Annotated in this window: 20 protein-coding genes and 1 tRNA gene; 9 read left to right on the forward strand and 12 right to left on the reverse strand. The window is 57.8% G+C overall.

Annotation, left to right across the window (positions count from 1 at the left end):
• Nucleotides 1-20: 20 nt before the first annotated feature.
• Genes ACP5J3_RS00695 through ACP5J3_RS00720 form a run of 6 tightly spaced genes read right to left on the reverse strand, consistent with a single transcriptional unit; the run spans nt 21 to nt 5,621 of the window.
• Nucleotides 21-2,417, reverse strand: coding sequence for an AAA family ATPase (locus tag ACP5J3_RS00695; RefSeq protein ID WP_428493879.1), 2,397 nt, complete (start codon nt 2,415-2,417; stop codon nt 21-23).
• The gene (locus ACP5J3_RS00700) at nt 2,395-2,565 is read right to left on the reverse strand and encodes a hypothetical protein (RefSeq protein WP_428493880.1); all 171 of its coding nucleotides are present in this window, start codon (nt 2,563-2,565) and stop codon (nt 2,395-2,397) included. The genes ACP5J3_RS00695 and ACP5J3_RS00700 overlap by 23 nt, the downstream gene beginning before the upstream one ends.
• A gap of 34 nt (nt 2,566-2,599) precedes the next feature.
• On the reverse strand, nt 2,600-3,196 hold the full coding sequence (locus ACP5J3_RS00705) for a hypothetical protein (protein ID WP_428493881.1): 597 nt from the start codon (nt 3,194-3,196) through the stop codon (nt 2,600-2,602).
• Between the two features lie 14 nt (nt 3,197-3,210).
• The gene (locus tag ACP5J3_RS00710; protein ID WP_428493882.1) at nt 3,211-4,509 is read right to left on the reverse strand and encodes a heat-shock protein Hsp70; all 1,299 of its coding nucleotides are present in this window, start codon (nt 4,507-4,509) and stop codon (nt 3,211-3,213) included.
• A gap of 23 nt (nt 4,510-4,532) precedes the next feature.
• A complete protein-coding gene (locus ACP5J3_RS00715; protein ID WP_428493883.1) occupies nt 4,533-4,874 on the reverse strand; it encodes an arcadin 1 in 342 nt (113 codons plus the stop codon).
• Between the two features lie 30 nt (nt 4,875-4,904).
• Complete coding sequence (locus ACP5J3_RS00720; protein WP_428493884.1) at nt 4,905-5,621, reverse strand: nitroreductase family protein; 717 nt, start codon at nt 5,619-5,621, stop codon at nt 4,905-4,907.
• A gap of 45 nt (nt 5,622-5,666) precedes the next feature.
• On the opposite strand from ACP5J3_RS00720, the gene ACP5J3_RS00725 reads away from it, so the two are divergent.
• Together ACP5J3_RS00725 and ACP5J3_RS00730 are read left to right on the forward strand one after the other, a co-directional pair.
• Nucleotides 5,667-5,888 carry a hypothetical protein gene (locus ACP5J3_RS00725; protein ID WP_428493885.1) on the forward strand — a complete coding sequence of 74 codons (222 nt, stop codon included), beginning with the start codon at nt 5,667-5,669 and terminating at the stop codon, nt 5,886-5,888.
• A gap of 99 nt (nt 5,889-5,987) precedes the next feature.
• On the forward strand, nt 5,988-6,374 hold the full coding sequence (locus ACP5J3_RS00730) for an Hsp20/alpha crystallin family protein (RefSeq protein ID WP_428493886.1): 387 nt from the start codon (nt 5,988-5,990) through the stop codon (nt 6,372-6,374).
• A gap of 4 nt (nt 6,375-6,378) precedes the next feature.
• On the opposite strand, the gene endA is transcribed toward ACP5J3_RS00730, so the two are convergent.
• The 3 genes from endA to glyS all read right to left on the reverse strand — a co-directional run bounded on the left by endA (nt 6,379) and on the right by glyS (nt 9,102).
• Nucleotides 6,379-6,930, reverse strand: a complete 552-nt coding sequence (gene endA / locus ACP5J3_RS00735; protein WP_428493887.1) for a tRNA-intron lyase — start codon at nt 6,928-6,930, stop codon at nt 6,379-6,381.
• Nucleotides 6,927-7,277: a hypothetical protein gene (locus ACP5J3_RS00740; RefSeq protein ID WP_014287817.1), complete on the reverse strand. Its 351-nt coding sequence runs from the start codon at nt 7,275-7,277 to the stop codon at nt 6,927-6,929. The genes endA and ACP5J3_RS00740 overlap by 4 nt, the downstream gene beginning before the upstream one ends.
• A 67-nt stretch (nt 7,278-7,344) precedes the next feature.
• The gene (gene glyS, locus ACP5J3_RS00745; RefSeq protein ID WP_428493888.1) at nt 7,345-9,102 is read right to left on the reverse strand and encodes a glycine--tRNA ligase; all 1,758 of its coding nucleotides are present in this window, start codon (nt 9,100-9,102) and stop codon (nt 7,345-7,347) included.
• A 46-nt stretch (nt 9,103-9,148) separates the two neighbouring features.
• On the opposite strand from glyS, the gene ACP5J3_RS00750 reads away from it, so the two are divergent.
• Nucleotides 9,149-10,039: a cation diffusion facilitator family transporter gene (locus ACP5J3_RS00750; RefSeq protein ID WP_428493889.1), complete on the forward strand. Its 891-nt coding sequence runs from the start codon at nt 9,149-9,151 to the stop codon at nt 10,037-10,039.
• Nucleotides 10,032-10,841, forward strand: coding sequence for an agmatinase family protein (locus ACP5J3_RS00755; protein WP_428493890.1), 810 nt, complete (start codon nt 10,032-10,034; stop codon nt 10,839-10,841). Before ACP5J3_RS00750 ends, ACP5J3_RS00755 begins: the two co-directional genes overlap by 8 nt.
• On the opposite strand, the gene ACP5J3_RS00760 is transcribed toward ACP5J3_RS00755, so the two are convergent.
• Together ACP5J3_RS00760 and ACP5J3_RS00765 are read right to left on the reverse strand one after the other, a co-directional pair.
• Entirely contained in the window at nt 10,838-11,797 is a 960-nt protein-coding gene (locus ACP5J3_RS00760) for a hypothetical protein (RefSeq protein WP_428493891.1), read from the reverse strand. The genes ACP5J3_RS00755 and ACP5J3_RS00760 overlap by 4 nt on opposite strands.
• Nucleotides 11,798-11,868: 71 nt before the next feature.
• Nucleotides 11,869-12,033 (reverse strand): hypothetical protein, encoded by a 165-nt coding sequence (locus ACP5J3_RS00765; RefSeq protein WP_428493892.1) that lies wholly within the window; start codon nt 12,031-12,033, stop codon nt 11,869-11,871.
• 375 nt (nt 12,034-12,408) lie between these two features.
• On the opposite strand from ACP5J3_RS00765, the gene ACP5J3_RS00770 reads away from it, so the two are divergent.
• The 3 genes from ACP5J3_RS00770 to ACP5J3_RS00780 are packed head-to-tail and all read left to right on the forward strand — an operon-like array spanning nt 12,409 to nt 13,345.
• Entirely contained in the window at nt 12,409-12,909 is a 501-nt protein-coding gene (locus ACP5J3_RS00770) for a nicotinamide-nucleotide adenylyltransferase (RefSeq protein ID WP_428493893.1), read from the forward strand.
• 41 nt (nt 12,910-12,950) lie between these two features.
• On the forward strand, nt 12,951-13,109 hold the full coding sequence (locus ACP5J3_RS00775) for a DNA-directed RNA polymerase subunit P (protein ID WP_428493894.1): 159 nt from the start codon (nt 12,951-12,953) through the stop codon (nt 13,107-13,109).
• Nucleotides 13,109-13,345 (forward strand): hypothetical protein, encoded by a 237-nt coding sequence (locus ACP5J3_RS00780; protein ID WP_428493895.1) that lies wholly within the window; start codon nt 13,109-13,111, stop codon nt 13,343-13,345. Before ACP5J3_RS00775 ends, ACP5J3_RS00780 begins: the two co-directional genes overlap by 1 nt.
• Nucleotides 13,346-13,347: 2 nt before the next feature.
• Here ACP5J3_RS00780 and ACP5J3_RS00785 read toward each other — a convergent pair whose 3' ends face one another.
• Complete coding sequence (locus ACP5J3_RS00785) at nt 13,348-13,656, reverse strand: hypothetical protein (protein ID WP_428493896.1); 309 nt, start codon at nt 13,654-13,656, stop codon at nt 13,348-13,350.
• A gap of 153 nt (nt 13,657-13,809) precedes the next feature.
• On the opposite strand from ACP5J3_RS00785, the gene ACP5J3_RS00790 reads away from it, so the two are divergent.
• Both ACP5J3_RS00790 and ACP5J3_RS00795 read left to right on the forward strand, forming a co-directional pair.
• Nucleotides 13,810-14,205, forward strand: a complete 396-nt coding sequence (locus ACP5J3_RS00790; protein WP_428493897.1) for a hypothetical protein — start codon at nt 13,810-13,812, stop codon at nt 14,203-14,205.
• A 119-nt stretch (nt 14,206-14,324) separates the two neighbouring features.
• Nucleotides 14,325-14,454 (forward strand) — tRNA-Val (locus ACP5J3_RS00795).
• Nucleotides 14,455-14,901 lie beyond the last annotated feature (447 nt).

Genomic DNA, 14,901 nt, shown 5'->3' on the forward strand with positions numbered 1-14,901 from the left:
ACTGAGTTGTGAAATAAGCTTCACCGTGGTAGCTCGGAGACAGGCCTCGCCGCGGAGCTCTCTCCCTTCTCTATGGCGAACACGTTGCATCTCGGCACAGCGGTTTTTACGATCTCCGCGAATTCTCTTGACTGCGTCGCTATGACTATCTGGAACTTATTAGCCAGCTCCGCCACGAGGTCTACAAAAGCCTTTCTAATATTTATATCGACGTACGGAATCGGCTCGTCGAATATGATGAAGCCGAGGTTTAACCTGGAGATATCCCTAAGGGCTAGGGCTAGGGCCAGGGCTATGGAGAGCCTCTGGCCATCGCTCAGTTTAGAAATGCCGTACCTATCGCCGGAGGGGGTCACGGCGACGAAGTCGTAGTAGCCCTTTCGCTGTTCTAAATCTGCGTCTACTCTCACAATATCTCCATACTTGTACAGGGAGATGAAGACCTCGTTAAACCGCGTCTTCGCCACTTCTAGAAGCCTCGCCCTGGTGTTTACCTTCACCAACTCAAGCCTCGCCTTGAAGTCTTGCAACCTTCCGTAGGCGTAGAGCACGTCGTCCAGCCTCTTCTTAAGCACGTCGGCGTCCTCACCCACCTCCCTAACCACCTCCTCCAACACACTTCTCTCTCTATACGCATCAGACAGCCGGGCGGAGACTCTCTCCAGCTCCTCCGCCACCTCCCTCCACCTCATGTCGAGGTCGAGGACCTCCCCAGAGACGCCGGCCCTCCTCAACGCTTCCTCAAGCTCTCTCAGCCGTCGGCGTAGCTCCCTAGCCCTCAGCGCCCTCCCGTATTTAGACAAGGCCTCGGAGATAGTGCGCCTATCCACCCGCGTCAGCAACTCCCGCAACCTCTCCAACTTCTTTTCTAGTTGCTTAACAGATTTCTCAGCCTGCAGAGCCCTCTTAACCACCTCTTCTCTCTCCAGCCTCAGCTCCTCCAGCCTGGTTTTCGTAGCCATGTACTCAGCCACGTCGCCGCTCAGAGCCTCCATCTCCTCCACAGCTCTCTCCAACTCCCGCATCTTCTCTCTAAGCGCCTCCGCCTCTTTTATCAAGGAGCCGTGCCTCGCCTCCACCTCCTCAGCCACCCGCAGGGCGTCGTCTCTCTTCAGCGGCCCTCCACAGACGGGGCACTTCTTGAGATCTGCCTCGGCGGCGTACATCGCCACGGTCCTAAGCGCCGAGGAGAAGGCCACGACTCTCTCCACCTCCTCAAGCCTCTTTCTATGCTCCGCCAAGGCCGACCTCGCCTCCTCAAGCGACTGGAAGGCCTTCTGCAACTCCTTAAAGCGTTGATACGACCGCTCTAACCTCTTCAGCTTAGCCTCCGCCTCGGCCTCCTCCCCCTCCAGCTTCTTAGCTCTGGCGAGGTACTGCTCATAAAGCCGCCTCGCCTCCTGTATCTGGCCCTCCAGCTCCCTCTGCAACTTCACAAGGGCGTCGTAGGCCTCGGCCATGGCCGCAGATAGCGCCTCGAGATCGCCGGCCTTCTCAAGCCTCTCCGCCAAGTCCCCGCCTAGCATGTGTTCAAACTCCTCCACCGCCTCTCTCAACGCGCCTCTAAGCCTATCTACGGCGGTGATGTCCACCTCGCCGCCGGCGGCCGCCTCCTCCAGAACCTCCAGCTCAGATTTCGTCTTGTAGTACTCCAGGAGGAGCGCCTCGTTCTCCCTAAGCTTTGTGAGGTGCTCCGCCCTCCTCCTCGCCAGCTCCTCCGCCGCCTTTGACAGCGCCTCCTCTCTACTTTTCAACGCCTCAACCTCGCCGGCCAGGCCCTCCAGCCTCGACCTCACGTGGGCAATCCCCCCGTAGCGCCTAATGACCTCTCTATACTTCTCATACGCCTTCAGCCTCCTCCTCAACTCCTCGGCCTTTTCCATAAGCGCCTTATCCACGCCGGAGATAGCCCTAACGACGCCGTCTATCACGTCTATACCAAATAGCCGGTCTATGGCGAGGGACCTCTTCTGCGACGTGCCGTAGATAAACCCCTCCAGCGACCTGTGAGACATGTAGATCAGCCTCTCGTAGACATCCTCGTCGGCCCCCACAAGCTCCATCAACTTCTCCTCTGCCTCCCTCCCCCTGACCTCCACCCCGTCGACGTAGAGGAGGAGCTTCTCGGCGCCTCTCCTCCCCAGCCTCCTCTCCACACGCAGTACCCTATCCCCGTCACGCATAGTCAAGGCCACCGACATTTCATGAGCCTCTGTGTTGATCAAATCGACCAGCCTAGCTACCCGCTCCTTAACCTCTAGCTGTCTCCCAAACAACGCGTATTCGATGGCGTACAGCACAGAGGTCTTTCCGGCGCCTATCCTACCCCACAGAATGTTTACATCTCCAAAAGCTATTACATGCCTCCCTCTGTATGACCGGAAGTTCTCCAGCTCAATCTTCTCTATTCTCCACATCCACCCCCAGCCTCTTGAGGTACCCCAAAACGACGGCCCTCACGGCGCGGGCGCCCCCCTCCCTATATGACTGGATAAGCTTCTCCGCAAACCTACCCTCGTCAGAGTTGCCGAACACCCTTCTAACCTCCTCTATCAAGATGTCCACGTCACCACTGGAGCGGGGTAATTTAAATTCTCTCCTATCTACCCCGGCTCCTCAGTATTCTCACCCACTCGTTATCCAACACGGCGGGCCCGCCAGCCTCCTGCACGGCCCTTGGGGGCTCTTGTGCAGATGGAGCGGCGCGTCTAAACTCTTCAAGTCTCTGGTCTACATACCTCTTCACTTTCTCAGTAATAGAGGCCTCGAGAGCCTTGAGTTGTTCCCTTAGGTACTCCGCCACGGATGCCTTAACCGCCTCCGCCAGCCTCCCGGCGTCGACGCTGGCGGCTTGGAGCTGGCGGGCTTTTGCGTATATCTTCACCTCAACCCCGTCGACGCCCCTGGAGGAGTCCACGACCACCAGCCCCACTCCCTGGCTTTTGAAAAAACGGGGATCTACAAACACAGCCCCCTCCGGCAGGACGGCGAGGTAGACTTTAGAGGCCTCCAACCCGGCTAGGGCGGCCACCCGCTTGTAGAGCTCCCCCTCCTCGTAAAGCTCAGAGAGGTAGAGCCCCACAGCCACTTTATTCAACCCATCCTCGAACCACAGCACCTCGCCCTGCTCGCCGGTGTACCTCATGCCGAGTACCTCAGTGAAGTGGCGGATCACCAATACCTTGGGGAACTCCACGATTGTTTATGTTGCTATATATTTTTCTTTGGGTAGTACCAGCCCTCCCTTGTCGAGTCTGACCACTCAAGCGTCAGCGGCAGGGCGTAGCCGTAAATCACCGCGCCCCTCCAGACTGAGTACTGCGGCTCGGACACCAGCCTCACGTTGACTCTCGAAGCCAGCACGGGGTTCCTCTCCTCAAGCGCGATCTTCACCCTCGTCACGCTGTCCACAGCGACGTCCTCCAGACCCGGCGGCACCCGCCAGCTGAAGGCCCCTCCGCTTAAGATTATCTGGGAGGCCACCCTCTCCTGTATCTCCACGGAGACGTTCTTCAGCGAGGTTACTACAGCAGTGGCTATGTCCATCTCGCCGTAGAGGGTAACGTCGCCGATGACGGCGTTTTCAATGCTCAGCCGCGACTGCTCGATATAGCTCTTAATCTCCTCGTGGTTGGGGTCGAAGACTATTTCGCCGATGAGAAACCGCGTCCATGCGTACTCCCTCGGGAACTCCACCTCGACGACTGGAGACAGCCTGACCTTGGCGACGAAGCGGTCTGGGTTAGACTTGGCGGCTCTCACGGCCTCCTTTAAATTCCTCGGCACGAGGCCCACGGCCCTCTTCACCACCTCCACGGCGTACTCCTCCCTAGCTATGTCGCTGTACCCCATGTCTTTTAAAATCTCCCGCGTAATGGCGTTGGCCTCGGCGCCGCCTCTGTTCAGTGCCACCAGCCCCTCTCTAATCAAGGCGAAGCTAATGGGAGCCACTTGTATATTGCCGTGGCCCCCCTCCACAATGATGCAGTTAACAGCGTTTTCCGCAATGGCGACTGCCAGGGGCTGGGGGAGTATAGTCACGGCGTGTATTTTAAACTCATCTGAAAGCTCTGTATATATATCGAAAATGGACTTGTACATATAGTCAGGTGCCAGAGCGGAGAGGGCAATTGAAATTATCCACCCCCTGAAGTCCGGCTCCGATACTGGGAACTGCGCCAGGGTGTAGCGCGCCAGCTCCCTCAACACGCGCCAGGCGTCTTCGTCATCTCTCCTAGCGATGCCATCTCTCAGGGGGTACTTCAAGTTGCGTTGTACGTCTCTGACACTGGAGAGGTACTTCCTCACCTCCTCGTCGCCCACCACCAGCCCCCTGGACAAGACGTCGGGGGGGATCCTCATCTTTACAGACTCCGGGAGATCTCTCAAGAAGAGGCCGCGGGTCTGCACGACCCTCGGCTCGTTTAGCGAAATAGGGCCGTACTTCACATAGCTGGTGCCGTAATCCACGCCGAAGGTGTACTTCAACCTATACGCGTCCGTGATCACGAACGCAACGGCGACCAACTTTTTTAACTTTCCGGCTTGATGCTAATAACCCCGCCCTCTACACTAATCATAATGGTCTCCCCCACGTCGATGTCGCCGAAGATCTCCACCTCCTCGTCAGTGAGCCACAACGTGACCCTCGGCACAGATATCTTCCCACCGCCGAAAGGTAGCGACCTCACTATCTGAGTAACCAGCGGCATAACCTCCCTCATTAACTGCGCCGCCTGCTCGTCCTGCGCCGAGAAAGCCGCAACCGGCCCCGGCAACTCCTTTTCCTCAATAATATCAATTTTTATATATTTAGTCCCAGTGGGATCGTACACCAACTGTTTCGACACCACCACGCCTCTAATAACGGCCACGGACCCGAGACATGGGCCGGATATAAATATTTACATAACCCCCATCTTCCTCAACACCGCCGTCATCAACTCGCTACGCCTGTCGAAGTAACCACCCGCCCCGGCGTAGCGCTCCAGCAACCTCAGCCAGTCGCCGGATCTCGTCACCTTAGCCATCACCTCGTACGCGGCGGCCAGCGACTCCTCTGAATACGGCCTATACTCCTCTCTGTGAAACAGCATCTCCAGGGGGAGCCTCGGGCGTGGCGGCGGCTCCTCGTCGGGCACGCCAACGACTAGGCCGAAGAGGGGATAGGCGAGGCGGGGAAGGCGCAGTAGCTCGACCAACTCCTCCACTGCGTTCTGAACAGCGCCTATGAAACAACTACCGTAGCCCATCGCCGTAGCGGCGAGGGCCATGTTTTCGGCGGCCAGCGCGGCGTCTACCGCCGCGAATACAAAAAGGGCAAGTTTATTAGAGGCGAGCTGGCGCCCCCTGTATCTCAACAACTCCTCTAGCCTGTAGAGATCTGCCAGAAATACAAAGAAGTCGGATCCCTCCTCGACGTGGGGCTGGCCGATCAGATTCGCGATCTCCGCCTTCTTCGCCTCGTCTCTTACCCACACGGCGCTCCAGAGGTGTAGAGTCGCATCTGTCGGCGCGGCACGACCAGCCTCCATAATCCGCTTGACGTCCTCCTCGGGGATCTTTTCCCTCCTAAACCTCCTCACAGATCTCCTCTTGAAGACGGCTTCGAAGAAATCCACCACGGCGGGGAAAAAGCATTTATATAAATATTAACTAGGGCGCCTATGGTAGCCCAAGAATTCCCAGAAGATTGGGAATACTCAGGTGGGGAGCTGGAAAAGACGCTGAAGGTGCGGGTAACATGCCCGTACTGCAAACACAAATTCGAGGTAGAGATAGGCGAGAGCTGGTACAACATCGGCTTCTCAATTAACTGCCCCAAGTGCGGCCGGTCGTTCCCTATAAACGCCTACGGAGAGGTCATTGGAGTAGTTGGCCAAAAATAGTTTTTCAAGACCCCCTTTTAGACGGTCGGCCACCCGCTTTCCGGCGCTAATCTTCTGGTAATACCAATGCCAGTTTTTTAGAAGAGAGGTTAGACTCACATGGAACCCATTAAGAAAATCGAAGAGGGGCTAAAGGAGCTGTATGACTCCAACGCCGGCAAGGTAGAGAGGCAGCCGGATGTCGATATCTACGACGTCGGCGAAAACCTCGTCTTCTACATCGACATGCCCGGGGTGAGGAAAGACAGCATAAAGGTCAGGGTTTACGACAAGGCCGTGGAGGTATTAGCCTCACCCACCCAGCCTGACGGCGGGGGGAAGCCGATTAGGCGGGAGAGGATATCTAACTTCCCCATATCGAGGAAGATAGAGGTGCCGTACCGGCTGAGGGTAGACAGCGCAAAGGCGGTGTACCGAGACGGGGTATTGCAAATCGTGGTGAGCAAGGCGGGGGAGTACGGAGTCGCTGAGCTTAAAATCGACTAGTTTTCTAAAGCTTCGCCCAGGTAAACCCCAAGAGCGTAACCTCGCCCGTCTGTTTCAACACTGTGGCTAGGGTAAAAGTCTTCTTGACACTATGCCCAAGCCTGCCCCCCCGCGTGATGTCCGTGGCGGATATCCCCTTGTCCGGCTCTAGAAAGACAACCACCATAGGGGCGTGGTCAATCCCAGGCCCCTTCTCGTACACGGAGAACAACGCGCCGAATTTTAAGCCGCTCTTCACAACGTAGCCCAAGTCGCGGAAGTATCTATATATCTTATAAATCTCGTCGAAGTTCTTCAGCCTTGATCTCCCCAGCACCGCCAGCTTCTCCGGCGGCACCTCCTCTCCCCCCTCGGCCATGACTCTCAGCCTCCCCCTCTCGGCGAGGTACAGCGCCTCGTAAAGCGCGAGCACGAGGGGGGCGTTTACGCGGTCTACCTCATCTCTCTTAACCTTGTCGTAGCCTAGAAACCGGCCGTAGAACCCCTCTCTGTAAAGACTCCTGGCCGACTCCACGTCTTCAACCACTACGGCAAGCCCCCGCAGTATCCCAATCATTTCTTTCTAACAGTCACCACAGTGCCCTCTGCAATACCCAAGGCCCTCAAGTCCTCAGCCGAGACGTGGATCTCCCCACTCGGGATCTTCTCCCCCAGAACGGCCCTAAAGACCTTCTTCTTCTCGTGGGAGGACCCCCCAGGCGCCACTATCTCCACCTCGGCTGGCTTGTCCAACTCCTCGTAAACGTCGGGAGCCAGCTTAGCAACGCCATCCTCAACGCCCTCCGCGTGCCTTATCTTCGCCCTGCGCTCAGACTTCTTCTGCTCCCTCCTCTCCTGTTGCGGCGACAGGTATGGAGGGATCAATAACCTCTTCCCCCTCTCCACCTCCCTCCTCTCAGCCATAGCTACTCAATACCCACAGATTATAAAACGTTTCCCCCAAGCCCGCGCCGAGGGCGCCCTACCTGCGTCAAACAGGCGCGGCGTTCAGCTCCCTGGCAACCTCGTCGAAAGACAGCCCCCGCCTCACCATAGAGACGAAGGCCGCCACGTCTCTAAGCTTGACGCGAACTTGCCTACGGGAGTCGCGCTCCCTAACAGTCACAGTGCCGTCCACCGGCGTCTTCTCGTCTATTGTGACGGCTAGGGGGGCTCCGATCTCGTCGCACGCGGCGTACCTACTGCCGATCGTCCCCTCGTCCTCGTAAATGGCTACGTAGCCCTCACCAGCCAAGTTCCTCCACAGCGAGCGGCCGATCTCCACGTAGTCGCCTCTCTTCACAATCGGCAGGATGCATACATTAACCGGCGCCACGTCGGGGGGCAGGCGGAGGTAGATGCGGCCACCCTCCTCCACAACTGCCGACTCCAGCGTTACGTACATAATCCTGTCGAGGCCGAAGGAGGGCTCTATGACGTGGGGTATGAATTTCTCCAGGTCGGTCTTGCGCCGCTCAGTTTTTATGTACACCATGTCCCGCGTCACCACAAATCCCCCAACCGCGACCTGGGGCTCCCCCCTCCTAAAAGCCGCCAGCACAAACTCCTCGTTTTCCTTAAGAGCCTTAACCACCTCCCCTATCTTGTCCCCGTACTTTTCCCTAATCGCCGTGGGGTTGGGGTAGAGCCTAGCCACCTCCACCTCCCTTGGCTCTGGGAGCCGCCTCTCCAGATACATCTCCCTGCCGCTGTACTTACTGTGCCCAGAAAGGTCGTAGTCCGTGCGGTAGGCGTGGCCAGACACCTCCACCCAGCCGAAGCGCTCAGTCAACACCATCTGGTCATAAGACTTCGCAGAGTAGTGGGCCCTTTCGTGCGGCAACTTGCCCAGGAACTTCTGCCTCTCGAGAGGTACCCCCAGCTCCCTTAGGAACCTAGCGGCTAGGGCCATGAAGAAAGCCATCCACTCGTTGGCGTAGCCCTTCTCCACAACCTCCCGAGCCGTTGCAAAGACGGGGTCCGTGACGCCCTTGGCCACCAGCTCCTCCGGCACTATGGGCACCTCCATGTTCTCAACCTCTGCGAAGTAGGGACACCTGGGGTTCTGGGGGTCGAAAAACAGCTCAATCTCCATCTGGGTAAACTCCCTCAGCCTCATCAAGCCGCCTCTCGGCGAAATCTCGTTACGCGCCACCCTCCCTATCTGAGCGACACCAAAGGGATGCCGCCGTCCCACATACTCGGCGAGGCGGGGAAACGCCACGAACATCCCCTGCGCCGTCTCCGGCCTGAGGTAGCCGGCGCTGTCGCTGTATGGCCCAATGGTGGTCTTAAACAACAGGTTAAACGACTCCACCCGGCCCAGCGGCCCGCCGCAGTTGGGACACGCAATTTTATGCTCGGCGATGAGCCGCTCCAACTCAGCGGCGGAGAGGCCCTCGGTGGAGATCTTCAGCCCCCTCCTCCCCAGCTCCTCCTCTACGAGGTGGTCAGCCCTGTACTTCCTGCCGCATTTTGTACACGTCACTAGGTAGTCGGTGAAGTGGTCGAGGTGGCCCGATGCCTTGAAGACGGGCTCCGGCATCACGATTGGCGTCTCCACCTCGATAATGATGTCTTGATACGGCAGGACGAACATCCGGCGCCACTTCTCTACTATGTTACGCCTCAGCTGGACCCCCAGGGGGCCGTAGTCGTAGAACCCCCCCACCCCTCCGTATATCTCCGCCGACGGCCAGTACAGCAGGCGGCGCTTCACAATCTCCTCCAACAACTCCGCACGGCGCATTACCGCAACCACTACTTAATTTTTTAAGTCTTTACAAATCAGAGGCGTGAAGCCCTACATAAGGCTGTGGCTGGCGTCGCTCTACCTCTTCATAATGGGGACAATCACCCTGGCCTTTACAGTAGTGGAGCTTTTCCTCGGCGTCATTTACCAAAGCCTGCTCGTCACCAGCGACGCCCTCCACGGCTTCATGGACTCGGCCATTGCGTTTATCTCAGGCTTCGGCCTCTACTACGCGTCGCGGAGGGGGAGGACCTTCCCCTGGGAGATATACAGAGTGGAGAGCCTTCTGACTCTTCTCGCGGTGCTGGCGGTGCTGGGCTTCTACACATACATCCTCGCCACCTCGATAGAGCTCAGCCGCGAGCCGACACCGCTGTGGATGACACTGCTCCTGCTAGCCGGGGGTGCGGTAACCTACGCAATGTACCTCTGGGAGAGGCGCAACTACGAGACCCTCCGCCTAGAGATTCTAAAGGCGGACGCGGCCCACGCCAAGGTAGACGCGTCTCTCTCCACAGCGGCGGCCGGGGCCGTCGTATTAAGCAACCTCTCTGACCTCATCGTAGCCGAGACGGCGGCGGTCGTCGCCATATACCTCTACGTCCTCTACGAATTCTCTAAACTAGCTAAAGACGCCGCCTACGGCATCGTGGGCGCCCTCTACAGAGACGCCTCCCTACAGGAAAAGATAAGAGAAGCCCTCGCCGAGCTGGGCACCCCCCTAGACGTAAAAATTAGAAGAGCCGGGAGCTTCCTCGTCGTCTACTCGCTTGTGGGGGTCAGCCCCGACATGACCATGGGGAGGATACACGCCCTAAGGACCAGGGCGATTAGAGCCATCTCCAAACTACACCCCCTCATAGTCCACGTCGACATAAAAATTGTGCCGCGGCGCAAAGAGTATAAACGGGTCGAAAGAGAAAGGCGTGCTTAAGCACGCCTGCCGCGAAGGAGACGTCAAGCTGGTGGGAGTCCCCATGGAGGACACGCTCAGCTTCAGACCCGGCACCAGATTCGCCCCCCAGAAAATTAGGCAGATACTCCCCTACCTAGAGTACACCACGCTGTTCGGCAACGTGGCCAAGCCCCTCTGCGACCTCGGCGACGTGGATCTCCTCCAGGGCAGGCCCGAGGAGAATCTGGCGAGGATAGAGGCGACACTCCAGAAGGTAGATCCGCCCTTCATTATGCTCGGCGGTGAGCACACCGCCACCCTCGCCGCGCTGAGCGTCGTCAAGCCCGACGTATACGTCCACGTAGACGCCCACTTCGACCTCCGCGACGAGTGGCCCCCCGGGCAGAGGCTCTCCCACGCCACCTTCGCCCGGAGAGCCCACGAGAAGCTCGGCTTCTACGCCATATACATAGGCGTGAGGGCCTACGACGACAAGGAGAGGAGATACGCAGAGAAAGCCGGCTTCTACGTAGTAGAGGGGAGAGACTTCACCAGAGAGGCGATCGCAGACGCCGTGTCTACAGCCTCGGGAAGGGTATACCTAACCCTAGACATAGATGTGTTAGACCCTTCAGAGGCCCCCGGCGTAGGCACGCCGGAGGCGGGGGGCTTGAGCTTCCGCAAGCTGGAGTACCTACTCGCCGACCTCATACTCACGCTGAGGCCCGCCGCCGTCGACATAATGGAGTACTCCCCACCGAACGACGTGTCGGACATAACGGCGACTAAGGTGGTGAGGCTACTCCTCCACGTCGCGTCTATGCTACAGAGCCGCGCCTAGTTGTCTTTACACACTTCGAGCTTAAAATAGGGCGTAAGGACCAGAGCCGCGGCGGTCATAACAACGGCGGCCGCGGCAAAAGCCCCCTCCACCGAAAGAGACACCACGGGATACACCAGAAAAGCCCCTGCCAACCTCCCCACTTCTGTCATAAAGCCGTCGGTGGTGAATATAGTCATTAGATCGCCCCTCCATCTGGTCTGTATAAACGTGGCGAGGGAGACGCCGAAAGACATCATAAAAAGCCACCGGGCGAGAGCCAAAGCCCAAGCGGCGGCTGGGTCCCTCACAAAGCCGAGGAGACCTGTGGCGAACGCCATCGCGACGTTGCTTAGGACGGCCAAGGCCAGCTCCCGGCCGGGCTTGAGCAGAGCCCGGGTGAAGAGGCCCCCGGCGAGGCTACTGAACGCAGGCGCCGTGTATATAAAAGCCAGGAGGAGGGCATCGCCAGAAGCCCACTTAGCCATCAACGCCGGCGTTAAGCCGAAGGCCACCCCCAAGAGGAACGAGTTGGCATATATCAAGCGGGCTCTCGAAAAGGTCCACCTCCAGCCAGCCGCCTTCTGAGGCCGCGGAAGGAGAAAAGCCAACAGGTAAAGGGCGGCGGCCGGGTACAGCCACAACACCGGTACGAAAAGCGCTACGGCAATCCCCGCCAAGTCCCCAGCGGCGCCTATTATCGATCTGTTGGAGTTTACGCGCCCCAGAGCCTCTTTCTCAACAAGCGTCGGCAGAACCGAGGAGATGTGGGCGCCGAGAAGCCCCGTAATATACATAACGGCGAAGAGCCGCGCCTCCGGTATATCTATAAACAGAAGGGGGAACAACAGAGGGTAGTACAGCCTCACAAGCCTAAACCTCGCCGTTATAAAAACGGCAAAGCTCGCCAGAGAATACGCCACAGAGAAAAACAGCAACCTAGCGCTGTCGGCCCCCGCCGCAAACAACGCAGACATAAAAACAAAGGCGGAGAAAAACCAGCCGACAAAACTCCAAAAATATATTAGAACAATTTTCCGACTCATCATCAAACAGTAATAAATCCAGCAATAAAAGTGGGAACTTCTTTTACTTTTTTAAATTGTTCATAATTATAAATTATCCTAGATAGCGATACGCCGAGAAATACCATTCCGATAAAACATAACTGCAGTAACAACGGCGGCATATGATCACCCCAGTAGGGAGGCATGGTGCGGCTCGTATAAGGAGATTTAGATTTTTCCGCTTCTTAAATGGGTCGGTAGCTCTGGGCTGTATTCACATATCTATCTTTGATTACTGTGAGCCTTAGAAAACCATCAACGATGGAAAATTATTGCAAGAGTTGCAGTCGTGTTTTAAGCCTCATGTGAGTATTCGCTATAATCAATCCGCCGCGGTGATTTATAGATCTTACAGGGTATTTTTAAAGTGTTTTGGAAGTGTGTTGTGTGTATCGAGGCGTGGATATGCAACTGCGCGGCGTGTTGTTGTCAGCCAGTATGCCGCTCGTCATCCTCGGACGCGAGCTACCACATCACCAACTATTTAGAGCTACATTTTAAAAAAGTGACTACTCCGATCTGTGAGGGCGCTGTTTATAGGCCGTTTCCAGCCTCTCCACTGGGGACACGTAAAGGTGGTGGAGTGGCTCCTCACGCACTACGACGAGGTGGTGGTTGCCATAGGCTCCGCCGACAAGGCCCTCACCCCCGACAACCCCTTCACCCCGGGGGAGCGGCTTGAGATGTTCCGGAGGCACTTCGGCGCCAACTGCCGCCTGCTGTACTGCACAGTGCCAGACACCAACGGCCCCTCCAGCCACTGGGGCTCCTACCTGCGCCACTGGTGCCCCCAGCACCACGTAGTGTATTCAAACAACTCGTGGGTGGCTACGGCCCTCGCCTACTGGGGCGTCGAGGTGAGGCCCCACCCACACTACGGCGACTACTCAGCCACTGCCATACGCCAGCTAATGGCCGAGGACAACCCCAGGTGGGCCGAGATGGTGCCCCCAGCCGTGGCGGAGTACCTCACGGAGATAGGAGGACCCCGGCGGGTGGCGAGTCTGCTGAGGAGGGCGTAGCGGCGAGGGAAATTTTTATAAAGCCACAAGAGGCGCATGCCGTGGCTGAGGAGAGGAGGCTCTACATCTGCATGCGGTGCGGCAGGGTGTTCAGCAGATCAGAGATGGAGATCCTCCCCGGCATAAGATGCCCGTACTGCAACTTCAAAATCATCATGAAGGTAAGGTCGCCGATGGTTAAGAGGATACCCGCCGTGTAATGGCGGCCGACTTCTCCCAAGCCGCCGAGCAGTTCAGAAAATCTAAACTGGCCGAGGCACTCCGGGTGGAGGTAGTAGGGGACCGCCTCCTCGTAGACGTAGAGACGGGGCGGGTCAGGGGCTACATAATCGCCGTGCGGAAGGGCAGGGTGAGAATACGGGTAGACGGCTACACCGTGGTTTGGGACCCCGAGACAGATACCGTCGTCTGGGCCGGCGGCAGAGGCCAGCAGTAGCGCTACTCCGCCCCCCACTTTCCAAGCCTCCTAAACCTCTTGTACGCCGACTCCGCCGCGTATAGAGACAGCAGACCAAGCCCCGCGGCCGCGAGGAGCCCCGCCGCCATGGTGAAGACCGGGTCCAGCAACCAGCGCCCCGTGGCTGAGTAAATCACGGGGGCGACCACATAGTGTAGCGGCGAGTAGGCGAACCACCGCGCCGCCTCCGGCGGCATGGCCGTGGGCGGGATCATGCCCCCCGACAGGGGGACAGCCCACTGGACAACATTAGCCGCGAGGCTGGGGTTTCTAAACCTCGCGAAGAACATCGTGGCCGCCGCGCATAGCCGCAGACGCCGCAGTTTTTACAAAAGCCGCCTGTCGGCGTCTAGATTCAAGTAGCCTACATATGGGGTTCCAGCCAAATGGGTGCGCAGCCAGACGGAGGCTCTCCAGATTTATATAGACGAGTAGTCTGGGTTGTGATTTATATTTTCTTTACCGTGTTTGCCCTTGTTGCTCTAGACAATGTATTATTTGCGTGGAGGATCTGCGGCGGGAGAGGCGGCTTGGTCAAGGCACACCAGCTCTTCGGAGTCCTAACCCTAGTCATAAACTACTCCACTACCTACGTACTCGCATCCGCCGCCATACCGCTGGCCCTCCTGACCACCTCTACACACATCGTTTTCGGCATCCTCGCGCTGTACCTCGCTCTCCTCCAGACGACGATCTCCATGGCATCATGGATATACGCCGCCACGTGCGTAAAAGGCGCCGCGAGATACACATACGCCGCCCTCGCCGCCGCGGCGCTTCCGCCAGCCATCATCTACGTCCTCTCAATAGAGACGCTGAAAACCCTACTACCGAGGTAGACAGGGTGCAGGAGGAAAGCGGCGAAGACCTGCGGGGTTGGAGACAGCTTGGCATACGTGGCCGAGCGCTAAGCGGCGGAACCTGCAAAAAACTTAAAAATAGTGGAGTAAGGGGGGACGGGCCCGTAGTCTAGCGGTTATGATGCCCGCCTTACAAGGCACACCCGCAACAGCCGGAGAACGCGGGTGGTCCCGTCAAGCCCCCGCCAGGGGGCTTGGGATAAGGTTCGAATCCCGGCGGGCCCACCACAGATACACTAGCCATAGTAGCAGATCTACAACAAGGCTACCCAACTACAACTTAAGAGTTAACTCAGCTGAGGCGCGGGACGACCTCGATCCACCACCCTTGTAACCCCCACGAATCACGGCACGGGATTTAGTTAGACTCAGCCACATCGAGTAGGGCCGCCGCTCCTCAACAGATCTTGACGCCGTCCCACACGTCCACCACAGACATACAGCCTGCCGCGGCTGTCAACCTGGCGCAGGTGCGGAAAACCGCGGTATGCGGCTAGGCGAGATTAAGAGGCGTGGCGATACGCCACAGCACACTCTTCTCAGACTGAGACAGCCACAGCGACCTAGCCGACCCCGCACAAGCCAGAAAGGCTTTTAAATATCAGCGACGTATTAATCCGGTGAGTCTCGACTGGGGTAGGCTTGAGGAGGTTGTGGAGAGGGCTGTTAGGAGGG

The sequence above is a fragment of the Pyrobaculum sp. genome, from assembly GCF_049971835.1.
Taxonomy (GTDB): domain Archaea; phylum Thermoproteota; class Thermoprotei; order Thermoproteales; family Thermoproteaceae; genus Pyrobaculum.